General features: G+C 71.1%; 14 protein-coding genes, 1 pseudogene and 1 riboswitch. Of the genes and pseudogenes, 6 read left to right on the top strand and 9 right to left on the bottom strand.

Annotated elements, in window-relative coordinates; translation table 11 throughout:
- Positions 1-2: 2 nt before the first annotated feature.
- The 3 genes from ABD211_RS22675 to ABD211_RS22665 form a co-directional block, all read right to left on the bottom strand.
- Positions 3-1,028 carry an ABC transporter substrate-binding protein gene (locus ABD211_RS22675; protein WP_344135466.1) on the bottom strand — a complete coding sequence of 342 codons (1,026 nt, stop codon included), beginning with the start codon at positions 1,026-1,028 and terminating at the stop codon, positions 3-5.
- 17 nt (positions 1,029-1,045) lie between these two features.
- Positions 1,046-2,200, bottom strand: a complete 1,155-nt coding sequence (locus tag ABD211_RS22670) for an agmatinase family protein (protein ID WP_344135463.1) — start codon at positions 2,198-2,200, stop codon at positions 1,046-1,048.
- Between the two features lie 50 nt (positions 2,201-2,250).
- Positions 2,251-2,353, bottom strand: a riboswitch (guanidine-I (ykkC/yxkD leader).
- 107 nt (positions 2,354-2,460) lie between these two features.
- A complete protein-coding gene (locus ABD211_RS22665) occupies positions 2,461-2,907 on the bottom strand; it encodes a hypothetical protein (protein ID WP_344135460.1) in 447 nt (148 codons plus the stop codon).
- A gap of 69 nt (positions 2,908-2,976) precedes the next feature.
- Here ABD211_RS22665 and ABD211_RS22660 point away from each other — a divergent pair, with 69 nt between their 5' ends.
- From ABD211_RS22660 to ABD211_RS22650, 3 genes are all read left to right on the top strand, one after another.
- Complete coding sequence (locus ABD211_RS22660) at positions 2,977-3,822, top strand: oxygenase MpaB family protein (protein WP_344135457.1); 846 nt, start codon at positions 2,977-2,979, stop codon at positions 3,820-3,822.
- A 53-nt stretch (positions 3,823-3,875) separates the two neighbouring features.
- A complete protein-coding gene (locus ABD211_RS22655) occupies positions 3,876-4,244 on the top strand; it encodes a hypothetical protein (RefSeq protein WP_344135454.1) in 369 nt (122 codons plus the stop codon).
- Between the two features lie 170 nt (positions 4,245-4,414).
- On the top strand, positions 4,415-5,965 hold the full coding sequence (locus ABD211_RS22650; RefSeq protein WP_344135451.1) for an FG-GAP repeat protein: 1,551 nt from the start codon (positions 4,415-4,417) through the stop codon (positions 5,963-5,965).
- A 2-nt stretch (positions 5,966-5,967) separates the two neighbouring features.
- On the opposite strand, the gene ABD211_RS22645 is transcribed toward ABD211_RS22650, so the two are convergent.
- From ABD211_RS22645 to ABD211_RS22630, 4 genes are all read right to left on the bottom strand, one after another.
- Positions 5,968-6,759 (bottom strand): ABC transporter permease, encoded by a 792-nt coding sequence (locus tag ABD211_RS22645; RefSeq protein ID WP_344135448.1) that lies wholly within the window; start codon positions 6,757-6,759, stop codon positions 5,968-5,970.
- 1 nt (position 6,760) lies between these two features.
- A complete protein-coding gene (locus tag ABD211_RS22640; protein WP_344135445.1) occupies positions 6,761-7,549 on the bottom strand; it encodes an ABC transporter permease in 789 nt (262 codons plus the stop codon).
- A complete protein-coding gene (locus tag ABD211_RS22635; RefSeq protein WP_344135442.1) occupies positions 7,546-8,544 on the bottom strand; it encodes an ABC transporter ATP-binding protein in 999 nt (332 codons plus the stop codon). The genes ABD211_RS22640 and ABD211_RS22635 overlap by 4 nt, the downstream gene beginning before the upstream one ends.
- Positions 8,545-8,606: 62 nt before the next feature.
- Positions 8,607-9,434 (bottom strand): hypothetical protein, encoded by an 828-nt coding sequence (locus tag ABD211_RS22630; RefSeq protein ID WP_344135439.1) that lies wholly within the window; start codon positions 9,432-9,434, stop codon positions 8,607-8,609.
- 95 nt (positions 9,435-9,529) lie between these two features.
- On the opposite strand from ABD211_RS22630, the gene ABD211_RS22625 reads away from it, so the two are divergent.
- Both ABD211_RS22625 and ABD211_RS22620 read left to right on the top strand, forming a co-directional pair.
- On the top strand, positions 9,530-9,706 hold the full coding sequence (locus ABD211_RS22625; protein WP_344135436.1) for a hypothetical protein: 177 nt from the start codon (positions 9,530-9,532) through the stop codon (positions 9,704-9,706).
- Positions 9,703-10,059 carry an Imm51 family immunity protein gene (locus ABD211_RS22620; RefSeq protein ID WP_344135433.1) on the top strand — a complete coding sequence of 119 codons (357 nt, stop codon included), beginning with the start codon at positions 9,703-9,705 and terminating at the stop codon, positions 10,057-10,059. Before ABD211_RS22625 ends, ABD211_RS22620 begins: the two co-directional genes overlap by 4 nt.
- Before the next feature lie 38 nt (positions 10,060-10,097).
- Here ABD211_RS22620 and ABD211_RS22615 read toward each other — a convergent pair.
- Positions 10,098-10,343 (bottom strand): annotated as a pseudogene (locus ABD211_RS22615) (HflX-like GTP-binding protein); the annotation flags it as partial.
- Positions 10,344-10,662: 319 nt separating this feature from the next.
- Here ABD211_RS22615 and ABD211_RS22610 point away from each other — a divergent pair.
- The gene (locus ABD211_RS22610; RefSeq protein WP_344135430.1) at positions 10,663-11,304 is read left to right on the top strand and encodes a hypothetical protein; all 642 of its coding nucleotides are present in this window, start codon (positions 10,663-10,665) and stop codon (positions 11,302-11,304) included.
- A 10-nt stretch (positions 11,305-11,314) separates the two neighbouring features.
- Here the strand turns inward: ABD211_RS22610 and ABD211_RS22605 are convergent, their stop codons facing one another.
- Complete coding sequence (locus ABD211_RS22605; protein WP_344135428.1) at positions 11,315-11,614, bottom strand: SUI1 family translation initiation factor; 300 nt, start codon at positions 11,612-11,614, stop codon at positions 11,315-11,317.
- Positions 11,615-12,103: the final 489 nt, after the last annotated feature.

Below are 12,103 nucleotides of genomic sequence, written 5' to 3'. Positions count from 1 at the left end.
GCTCACCCCGTGGCCGCCTTGACGAAGGCGTCGTTGAACAGGCCGTCCAGGGAGGGCTTCGACGGCGCGAGGCCGGTGTCGACGAGGAACTGGGCGATCTGCTCGGCCTGGTAGTTCAGGTTGGCCGGCGTGCTGCCCGGGGTGAACGCCGCGAGGTTCTGGTCCCGCGTGAAGATCGAGGTTCCCGCGTCGTACGCGGCGTAGTCGGCGTCGGAGACGCCGCCCTTCTTCGCCATGATGGAGATGGCCTCGGCCTTGTTGGCTGCGATCCACTCCAGCGTGTCGAACCAGGTGTCGACGACCGCCTGGACCGCCACCGGGTGGGCCTTCACGAAGTCGGCGGTGAAGACCAGGTGGTCGGGGATGGCGCCGGGGAAGTCCTTCGACGTGGCGATCGCCTTGCTGCCGGGCAGCGCGAGGGCGGTCGTGGTGAACGGCGCGAACGCGCCGACCGCGTCGACCTGCCCGCCGGCGAACGCGGCCGCGGCCGCGTCGGTGAGCAGCGGCTTGAGCGTGATGTCCTTCTCCGTGAGCCCGGCCTTCTTGAGGGCGAGCAGCAGCAGGTAGTGGTCGACCGTGTACTGCTCGACCGCGACGGTCTTGCCCTTGAGGTCGGCCACCGTGTTGATGCCCGGCTTCGCGATGATCTGGTCGTTGCCCGACGAGTTGTCGTTGACCAGGACGATCGTCTGCTTGGCGCCGCCGGACAACGACCCGATGGTGTCGTTGAGGGTCTGGCTGTTCGCGTCGACCTTGCCGGTGGACAGGGCGGTGAGGCTGTCGGTGTAGCTGTCGAAGTACTTCAGGTCGACCTTGACGTTGTTCTTGGCGAACAGGCCCTTCTCCTGCGCCACCTGCCACGGGAACCAGCCCGGCCACGCGCTGAAGGCGAGCGTGACGGTGACGGGGTCCGAGCCGCCGGCGACGGGCGGGTCGACCTGCTTGTCCTCGGCGCACGCGGCGCTCGCGACGAGCAGCGCCGCCGCGCCGAGGCCCGCCAGGGCGCGGGTCAACAAGGAACGCTTCATATCCGGTCTCCTATGCGTCATGCCCGGCGCTTCGGCAGGTGGCCGGCGCGGACCAGGCAGCCGAGGGTGTCGCAGATGACACGCGTGGCGATCAGGGACGTGATCTCAGCGTTGTCGTAGGGAGGGGAACACTCGACGACCTCGATGCCGGCGAGTGGCTTGGCGTCCGCGATGATCTGGATGAACTTGAGCACTTCGCGGGGGAGGAACCCGCCCGGTTCCGGCCAGCCGGTGCCCGGGACGAACGCGGCGTCGAGGCAGTCGACGTCGAAGGAGAGCCACACGGCGTCGGCGCCGTCCCAGGCGACCTCGAGGGCGCGCTCGGCGGCGGCCTCGATGCCCATCTCGACGCAGTCGGTGACCGTCATGATGGTGGTGCCGCGCTCGCGGCCGACCTTCACGCCGGGCCGCGGCGCCTGCCAGCCGCCGATGCCGATCTGCACGAGGTTCTTGGGCGGCACGTTCGGGATGTCGGTGGCGTGGAACCAGGGCGTGGTGTGCATGCGCTCGTCCAGGTCCGTCTCTTGTGTATCGACGTGCCGGTCGAAGTGAATGATGCCGAGGTTTCCGGTCATGTGCTGGGCAACGCCACGAACCGTCGGATACCCGATCGAATGGTCGCCGCCGAGCACCACGGGGAAGGCGCCGGACTCGTAGACGTGGGCGACAGCCTTGGAGATCTGGTCGAACGTCTTCTCGATGTTCGCGGGGATGGTGAAGATGTCCCCGAGGTCCGCGATGGTGATCGACTCACGCAGGTCGACACCCAGCTCGAACGAGTACGGCCCGTAGAGCGCCGAGATCTTGCGGATGCCCTGCGGCCCGAACCGGGTGCCGGAGCGGTAGGTCGTCCCGCCGTCGAACGGCGCGCCGAGCACGGCCACGTCGTACTCCCCGCAGCGGCGCACGTCCTCCAGGTAGGGGGCCTTGAGGAAGGTGTTGATGCCGGCGAAGTGCGGCAGCTCGCCGCGGGAGAACGTCGGGATGCGCTTGTCCACGATGGAGTCCGCGCCGGGCAGGCCGTATTCCAGGCCGCGGGCGATCTCCTCGTCCCACTTGGTGGTGGGCAGCTCCGCCTCGCGCTCGACGGCGTAGCGGGCCTCGGGTCCGTACTTGTCGTGCAGGTGGTGCGGGTTGTCGGGGTTCGCGTGGTGGTGGTGATGGAAGCCCATCGGTTCTCCCGGGTGGGACGGCCTGGCCCGAGCAACAGCCAGGTCTGGCTGTCTCCCGGGTTTTTGTCCCGCCGTGGAGTGGCCGACCGTTCGGACACCTGCGCCTCTCGGACCAGGCCCGCGAACCGCGGCGGAACCCTAGGCGCGCCCCACCAGGTGGTGAGTCGTCAGTAGTAGACCCCTGATCCGTTTCGATCTACGCCACAAACCGTTACGAACGTGTATCCGCACCCTCACCGGCTCGATGTCCGGCGCTGTGATCAGCGGCGGTCGGCGTACACGTAGGCGGCGATGCAGCCGGCGATGGCGACGGCACCGCCGATGAGCCAGGCGTACCAGGTCGCCGTGGCGACCCCGTTCTCGCTGTTGAGCCCGACCGCCGCCGCGAGGATGCCTACGACGGCGGTGAGCGTGACGTACCAGCCGACGACCACCAGGGACGCCGCCAGCACGGGGTGCGCGTTGTTGCGGCTGTCCGGGTGGAGCAGGCGGCGGTTCACCGGGTGCGACAGGCCGGTCACCATGGCGATCACCACGAACATGCCGACGGCGGCGCACACGTAGCCCGTCGAGCCCAGCTTGCCGCCCGCGATGAGGTCGCCGACGGAGATCACCCACCCGCATACCCCGACCGCGAGCACGCCGGACCAGACCAGGACGGTGCGGTTGGCGGTGCGGAGAGCGGGGTGAATGATCAAGGCCGTCATGGTGAAGACGGTAGAGTTCGCCGTCAATGCCCTGTGGATAGACTGCCGTCGTCGGCAGGGGGAGGCTCGATGCGGGGACGGTACCGACACCTGGAGCGCGTGCGCACGCTCGATCCGGTCGCGGACTGCGAGGAGATCTACGCCGCCGCCGTGCTGCGGGAGTTCCCGTGGGACATGCTGCTGGCGCTCAACCTGGCGTTCTACCGGACGTACGCGATCCCGTCGATCGCGACGCTCATCGCGGGCACCGGCGAGCTGACCGCGCGCCCGCGCAAGCGCGCCGACGACACGGCGATCCTCATGTACGAGATGATCATTCATGGGGTGGACAGCGAGCGTGGGCGCGCGTCCGTGCGCCAGCTCAACCGCATCCACCAGCGCTTCGACATCACCCAGGACGACTACCGCTACGTGCTGGCCACGCTGGTCGTCGTGCCGACCCGCTGGGTCGACCGGCACGGCTGGCGGCCGTTGTGCTGTCACGAGAAGGCGGCGACGGCGCAGTTCTACAGCCGGATGGGTCGCCGCATGAACATCAAGGACATTCCTTCGGGGTACGCCGCCTTCGCGGAGTTCTTCGACGATTACGAGCGACGGTTCCTGGCGCCGAGCCCGGCGGGCACCACGCTCATGAACGCCACGACGCAGCTGTTCAAGGGCCGGCTGCCCGGCCGGCTGGCCCGGTTCGCGCCGACGGTGGCCAACTGCCTGCTGGACCCGCCCGTGCGCCGGGCGGTCGGGGCCGCCGAGCCGCCCCTGCTGGCGCGCGCCGTCGTCGGCGCCAGCCTGCGGACCCGCGCGATGATCGTGCGGTGGTTCCACGGGCCGCGCGGGGTTCCGTTCATGGCCGACGGCATCAGGACGCCCTCCTACCCCGACGGCTACGCCATCGAGGCGGTCGGTCCGGCGTCCTGACCTCGGCTGAACGGCGGAGATCCACTCTTGTGCCGCCGTGCTGATATTGACGCATGACTGATGCAGCCCCTGCTGTGGCGCCGGACCGGTCCCGCCGCGTCGCCGTCTGGACCGTGCTCGGCTGGCACGCGTTGTACCTGGTCGCGCTCCTGGTCGCGATCGGGTCCGGGCTCGCCAACGACAGTGGTTTCGGCGACCTGGTCGCCATCGTCCTGGGGATCTACGGCGGCGGGCTGCTGGTCGTCAGCGCCCCGCTGGCCCTCGCGCTCGCGCGCCGGTTCACCCGGGACCGTGGTGCCGGCCCCGGTGCGGCCCTCGGTTGGGGCACCCTCGCGACGGCCATCGGCGCGGTCGTCGGCGTCGTGGTGGTCGGTGTGGTGATGCTGCTGATGCGCCTGGCGATGGGCGACGCCGGGCTCTGACGCGGCTGGTGACCAGGCAGTTCTAACGGGTGAACCCCATTGCGGGCGCGGTGCCGTCGGTGCTGAGCTGACGGGGTGCGATCTCGTGCGGAGGTGCGGATAGCGGGATCGTCGCCGGCGTGCGATCATGGCGCGCAATCCCGCAAGATCGACATGAGAAGGGCCGCCCGATGGCGCGAGCTCCGCACACGACGTCCCGCATCGGGGTCGCCGCCCTGATCGTCACACCACTGCTGGTAACCGTCGCGTGGGTCGGGGGCACCGCCCATGCCGGCGGCTGCGCCACCCGCGTACGCAGCGACGTCAACGGCGACGGCCGCCCCGACCTCGCGATCACCCAGCCGTTCCGGACCGTCGGCAGGAAGCCCAGCGGCGCGCTGCGGGTGCTCTTCGGCACGGCATCGGGCCTGACCACGGTCGGCAACCAGTACCTGGACCGGACGAGCGACGGCATCGCGCCGCTGGTCGGCGACGCCGTGGACGGCATCGGCGACGCCGTGGCGACCGGGTTCTTCGACGACGACTGCTACGCCGACGTCGCCGTCACGGTCGCCGGCGGGCAGGCCGACATCCTGGTCCTGCGCGGCTCGGCGAGCGGGCTCGACAGCGCCACGGCGCGGGCGTTCACCGTCGCCGACGTGCCCGGCGCCCCGATGGGCGCCGTCGGGGTGCTCGCCCTGGCCACCGGCGACGTCAACGGCGACGGATGGGACGAGCTGGCGCTGGGCGTGCCCGGCGACGGCTACGTGGTGCCGGGCGGCGGGGTGGGCGTGCTCTACGGCTCGGTCACGGGACTGTCCGTCGTGGACTCGCAGTTCTTCACCCAGGACAGCCCGGGCGTGCCGGGCGGCGGGGAGGGCGGCGACTGGTTCGGCGCCGCCGTCGTACTCGCCGACTTCAACGGCGACCGGCGCGACGACCTGGCCGTGGGAGTCCCGCTGGAGGATCTGGGCCGGGCCGAGAACACCGGCGCGGTCGTGGTGCTGCCCAGCGTCGACGGCCGGCTGACCGGCGCCGGCAGCCAGCACTGGACCCAGCACAGCCGGGGAATGCCGGGCGGCACGGAGTCGCGGGACAACTTCGGGGCCGCGTTGGCGGCCGGCGACGTGAACCACGACGGTCGCGCCGACCTGGCCATCGCGGCGCCGGAGGAGACGCTGCGCGGTCAGGAGGCGGCGGGCACGGTCACCGTGCTGCGCGGCTCGTGGCTGGGGCTGACGACCGCCGGCGCGACCGCGATCAGCCAGGACACCGCCGGCGTTCCCGACTCCGCCGAGCAGCTCGACATGTTCGGCGCGGCGCTCGCCTTCGGCGACTTCAACGGCGACGGGTACGACGACCTCGCGGCCGGCGCGCCCGGCGAGCGGATCGGCTCGCGCGGCTGGGCCGGTTCGGTCACCGTGCTCTACAGCGACCAGGGCACCGTCACCGGGGCCGGTGCCGACGTGTTCGCGCAGAGCACGTGGGGCGTGCCGGGCGACGACGAGGAGGACGACATGTTCGGCTACGCGGTCACCGCGATCGCCGGCCGGCCGGGTGCCGCGGCGAGCCTCGTCGTCGGCATCCCCGAGGAGGGCACCGCCGCCGTCGCCGAGGCGGGCGCCGTGGTCGTCCTCAAGGGCGGCCGCCGCGGCCTGACCGTCACGGGCGCCGTGGCGATCGTCGGCACCGAGCTGGTCGGCGGCACCCGGGGCGGCGGGCTGGGCCGGGCGCTCGCCTGACGTCAGTTGCCGGCGCTCTCGTAGCGGCGCAACCCCCGGTGGAACACCCACCGGGCCACGACGACGCAGTAGACCGCGACGACGGGCGTGAGCAGGCCGAGCTTCGCCGCGTCACCACGGTCGAGCAGCACGGCCACCGGGAAGAAGCTCGCGAACGCGAACGGGACGACCACGCCGATGACCAGCCGGACGCCGAGGGCGTAGATGGTGATCGGGTAGCGGGCCAGGTCCCCGACCTGGTGCAGGGCGTAGCCGAACACGCTGAACGGCCCGGCGATCCAGAACGACCCGGAGTTGGTGCCCAACGAGATCGCGGTCCTGATGACGATGGCGCTGATCAGGAGCACGACGCCGAGCAGCACGGTGCCGGCCGACCAGTCGACGCGGCTGTGCGCCACGCCCAGGCCCAGCAGGACGCCGCCGACGAGGATGTTGCCGGCCCCGTTGAGGCCGACGTCGCTGCCCATCACCTGCAACGCCACCGGGTACGGCCGGACCAGCAGGTAGTCCAGCTCGCCCTGGTTGATGCGCCGGGCCAGCCGCCAGCTGCCCTCGAAGAACAGCGAGCCGACCCCCTCGCCGAGGCTCACCATGGCGTACACGGTGACGACCTCCCAGAACGTCCAGCCGTTCAGGTGGGGGATCTTCGCGAAGATGGCGCCGAGGAAGACGACCCCGACCGCCTGGGTCATCGCCGCCGCGGCGATCATGATCCAGAAGTCGGCCTCGTACTGCAGGGCGGCCCGCAGGTGCGCGCCGAGCAGCCGCCGGTAGAGCCGGAGCGTGCGTCGCATCTCAACCCCCGTGGATCGTCACGCGCTTGATCGCGTGCCGGAAGATCAGTCGGGCCGCCAGCCACAGTGCCACCACCCAGCCGAACTGAGCGGCGATCATCAGCAGCGCCTGGGCGCCGCGCAGCTGCCCGATCCAGATCAGCGCCGGCGTGGCCGACATGCTGGCGAACGGCAGCACCGCCGCGAGCTGCTGCACCCACTCCGGGAAGAACGACAGCGGCACGAGCGCGCCGGAGAACAGGCTCACGATCACCAGCCGGGCCCAGTGCACGCCCAGATAGTTCTGGGTGTAGAAACACGCCAGCGCCGACACGTACACGATGAGGAACTTCAACGGGAGCACGGCCAGCAGGCTGAGCGCGAACAGTGCGGCCCCCTGCCAGCCGGGGGTGGGCACCGCGCCCGTCCAGGCGATCACCCCGGCGCACACCGCGAGCGCCGTGACGACCTCGGTCCACGCGCCGCCCACCACGGTGGCGAACTGGGCCTTCTGGTAGTCGACCGGCTTGGTCAGGTCGATCGCCACCATGCCGTCCTGGATGCGGCCCGCCATGCGCCAGTCCGCCGACTGCGACACCAGCGCCCCGCACAGGAACCCGACCAGCAGATACGCCTTCATGTGCGCCCAGTCGAAGCCGTTGAGATTCTGACCCGACCCGAGCAGCACGCCCCAGATCGCCAGCATCGCGAACAGCTGGAACATCAGGGCGAAAAGACTGAGAACAAAATTCAGCCGGTACGCCAGGACGGCGCGCGCCTGCATCTTCGCCAGGGTCATGTACTTCTTCATGCGGCCAGGTCCAGGTCGCCGGCGTAGACGCGGCGGATGACGTCCTCGATCGCCGGCTCGTCGAGCCGGAAGTCGGCGACCTCGCCGGCCGCCAGCAGCGCCGTCATCACCTCGGCGGCCGTGTGCGTGAACCGGTCGAATCCGATCGTGAAAGCCCGCGCGTCGCCCTCGATCTCGGCGCCCGGCAGCAGTTCGGCCAGTTTTGCGCGTGGCACGGTCTGCGTGAAGTCGACGTGCAGCTGGCGCTGGCGGGCGAAGCTGTCCTTCACCTGCGCGATGCTGCCGTCGAAGATGATCCGGCCCTCGTCGATGATGACGATGCGCTGGCACACGTCCTCGATGTCGCCCAGGTCGTGGGTGGTCAGCATGAGCGTCGTGCCGTCGGCGCACAGCTCGCGCAGGAATGCCCGGACCCGGTCCTTCACCGCGATGTCCAGGCCGATCGTCGGCTCGTCGAGGTAGACCACGCGCGGGCGGTGCAGCAGCGCGGCCGCCAGGTCCGCGCGCATCCGTTGGCCCAGCGACAGTTTGCGGGCCACGACCGGCAGCAGCTCGCCGATGCCGAGGATATGATCGAACTCCGCCAACCGTGCGCGGTAGTCGGCGTCGGTGACGTCGTACAGGTCGCGCAGCAGCGCCAACGACTCGCGGACGGGCAGGTCCCACCACAGCTGGGTGCGCTGGCCGAACAGCACGCCGATCTGGCGGGCGTTGGCCGTGCGCTCCCGGTGCGGCACCACGCCGGCGACGCGCACCTCGCCACTCGAGGGCACCAGAATTCCCGTCAGGAGCTTGACGGTCGTGCTCTTTCCGGCGCCGTTCGGGCCGACATAGGCGACCGCCTCGCCCGGCTCGACGGTCAGGTCGACGTGGTCTACGGCCACGTGGTCGGTGAACCGGCGGGTGAACAGATGGGCGATCGAGCCGCCGAGGCCCTCCCGCTTGTCCGGCCTGCGGAACGTCTTGGTCAGACCGCTCGCTTCGATGATCGGCACATGTCGACCCTAGGATTTCCGGGTGGCGGGTCTCGACGTGTTATCCCGCTGGGTGGTCGCGGTTACCGTCTCCGCAGGGCCGCCAGGCTGGTGACGAAGGTGCCGACCACGAGCACGACCAGGGCGAGGCGCAGGCGCTGCGCGTCGCTCAGGGCCGCCGTCTCCGCGCTGAAGACCAGCGTCGACACGGCGTCGCCGCCCAGGCGGGTGAGCAGCTCGGCGGCGAGCAGGAACAGGCCCGGCAGCGCCCCGGCCACCGGCGCCCAGCGGCGGCGGTCCGGCAGTTTCTGCCAGGTGAAGTACGCCGCGATCAGGCCGGTCGCGAGCCACAGCAGGTACGTCGCCCGCGTCTGCGCCTCGGCGCCCGTGCCGAGCGCGATCACCACCTGCGGGCGCAGCACGCCGAAGATCACACCGGCGAAGAACGTCCACGACGTGGCCCACATGCCGGCCTCGATGACCGGGTCGGGCAGGGCGGTCACGACACCACCGAGCGCGCCGGCGCCCGCGACGGTCGCCGCGAGCACCATGATGGACGGCGCGTCGCCGTACGCGAACCGGACCCCGAGCGCGGCCACGACCCCGAACAGCGCGCCCACCAGCACCCCCGCGCCCAGCCGCACGATGGCGGACCGGAACCGGGCGGCGATCGTGTGGGCCAGGCCCGCGGCCGTGACCAGCGTGCCGGCCACGACGCCCGGCAGGGCCGCCACGGCGGCGCCGAACGCGCCGGAGAACGCGTCGCCGCTCGCGGCCAGTTCCTGACGGGCCACCCACATCGAGGTGCCCAGCCAGAGCAGACCGAGGTAGATCTCCTGACCGGCCCCGGAACTGGTCCGGGTCCCGGTCTCGGTGGTGGTTTCCTCGTCGACGTCGGTGTCGTAAGCCACGTCTGCGTCCAGGTGGTGGGGGCCAGCGGAGCGGTCAAGCGATGCTACCGGCGTCGCGCGTACGGACTGACGTACCCCTCTGTCATGCTGCGCCGGTGGAAACCGGATCGCCCGACGAGGTCGCGCCCGCCTGGGTGGTGTGGCGCCAGGACGACAACGGCAACCAGTTCGAGGTCACCCGCGTGCCCTCGCGGGAGGAGGCCGACCGCGTCGCCGCCACCATGGAGGCGCGCGGACACAAGCAGACGTACTGGGTCAGCCCAGTCCGATGAACGGAGACAACGGCATGGGCGCGACCAACCTGATCGAGCTGGACCCCGGCAAGTACTCGCTGCTGCTCAACGCCGGGACCACCGACGTGGACGACGTGATCACGTCGCTGCGGCACGAACCTAACGGGTACTTCTGGGAGGGCATCGCCCAGCGCCTCGTGGCCACCGAGGCCCAGCACCTCGACGGGCGCTTCGGCTACGACCCCGAGGCCGGCATGTTCGTGGCGTACGGGACCGACCGGGAGGCGCTCGCGGAGCTCGGCGCGCTGCTCGACGCGGTGGCCTCGGACGCCGACCGGCTCCGCGCCATCGTCGCCGCGGCGATCGCCGACGGCTTCGAGTTCGACGACTGAGCGCGGCCCGGCAGGTCGTGCCCGCTGAACACGGGGCAACCGAACGCCACCCGCAGCACGTCGCGCTGGTGCCCGGTCAGCTCATTGGCGAACACGACCGCGTCCGCGGCATGCTCCGACCGCGCGGTCGCGATCTCGGCGACCTTGCCGCCCCTGAGTAGCGTCCGCCGGGAGAAGGGCTGGTTCAGCTTGGGCACGCCGCCGTCGGAGACGCCACGTCGCTGGGTGAACCGCCCGACCACGACGGCCCCTGCGGCCGTCACCGCCTCCGCCAGCGCGTCCATGAGCGCCTCGTGTTCCTGCCTGACCGAGAACAGACCGGCGAGCAGGACCCTGGCACCGCCGATGGCGACCGGGACGGGCCGCGGGGCGACCCGGCCGCCGCGCCGTCGTGGCGTGCGGCGGGATCTGGTCATGCGGGCGATGCTAGCCCTCGCGACGTCGGACGGTCGCGCCATTTAGCAGGGCTGACCAGGCGCTGTCACCCCCTGTGGACGTGGCGTCCGCCGAGGTCGGCCGGCCGATGTGGACAGTGCGTCGGAACCGCCGCGGGGTGGCTTGGATGTGGATAGCGATCCGCGTCCAACCCACCGAGGAGGCGCCATGGGCGTCCGTGCTGCGCTGTCCCACTTTCGTGTTCCCGCACGTCGCGGTGCGGTCATCCGGGGCGTTTCAGGCCTGGCGATCGTGCTGACGGTCCTCGCCTGCCGGCTGGACCCGCCGGTCGCCGCGCCCACGCCGAGCGTGCCCGGCGGGTCCGGCGCGCCGTGGACCGTGCTGACCGACTCCGGTGCGCGGCACCGCGCCACCGACACCCTCTGCGCGCAGCTGGACCTGACGCCTCTGACCAGGATCTATCCGGTGGCTACGAGGAGACCGGAGGCGCCGGCCCGGCACGGGGACTATGTCGACCAGGACTGCTTCGTGACCGTCAGAGCCGCCCAGGTCTCGCCCGACTCGGTCATCGTGGGCATCAGCGCGCGCATCTGGGACACGGCCGACGGCGCGGCGAGCGAGTTCGCGCGCGGACAGCACGAGCGGTGCACGGTCGTACCGGACGTGGGCACGGCCGCCCGGGCGTGCGACGACCCCATCTCCGGCACGACGGTCGAGGCGTACGACGGCGACGCGATCGTCTCGGTCCACTGGGACGAGTCGTCCACCTACCAGGGCGACCTGCCCGACCTCACCACCGAGGTGGCTGTCATCGCCCGCGGGACACTCGCCACGATCACCACGGGATGATCCGCCGCGGTCAGACCGGACGGACGTCGATGACGCGGGTGGTGGGCGCGGCGGCGCCGACCTGGTCGCGGTGGGCGAGGCGGTCCGGGTCGACCATGAAGGACTCCAGACCGGCGCGCGCGGCGAACCGGATGACGTGCACCTCGGTGGCGCCGTCCGTGCTGCGCAGGCGTTGTTCCAGTGTGCCGCCGTGCCGGCCGAGCAGGTCCAGCACCACATCCTCGTACCGTTGCCCCGCTTCGGCGTGTCCGGGCACCATCTCCACCACGGCGACGAGAAGAAGCTCGTCGGCCGGCGCGTCATGGATCATGCCGCCGACCCTAGCCCATGATCGCCCGCGCTGAAGTACCGGCGCGCGACGTCGCTCCCGTAGCGGTGCTGTGTGGTGGTCATGAGCGCCTCAGGTATTCGCGTGCCGCCGCGTCCCCGTCGGTCAGCGTGACGACGACATCCGCCCGGTACTCCGTGGGGACAACGTCGGTGAGGTCGCCCGGCGAGAGCTTGGCCTCCTGAAACGGGGGGCACGTTGACGCGAAGTCCGGCAAGAAGTGTCGGGGCCAGGTCCGGCCGCTCCCGGAACATGTCGACGAGGACTTCGTGGTGACGTGAGGGCATGCCGGCGACCGTATCGACGGACAAGGTCGGTGATCGACAGTCGTGACTTCGATTCACCCGATACGGGTACGCACGGGGAGGTGCGCGTCCGACGGGTCGAGCGCCGTGAGGTCCGCGCGGACCGTGGCCGGCTGCGGGGCCACGCTCGTGGCCAGCACGGCGGGCCCGGCCAACGGGGCGCGCG

The organism is Luedemannella flava, from assembly GCF_039528515.1.
In the GTDB taxonomy this organism is placed as follows: domain Bacteria; phylum Actinomycetota; class Actinomycetes; order Mycobacteriales; family Micromonosporaceae; genus Luedemannella; species Luedemannella flava.
Note: the sequence above shows the minus strand (reverse complement) of the source record. Positions and strands in the feature narration are given on the sequence as shown.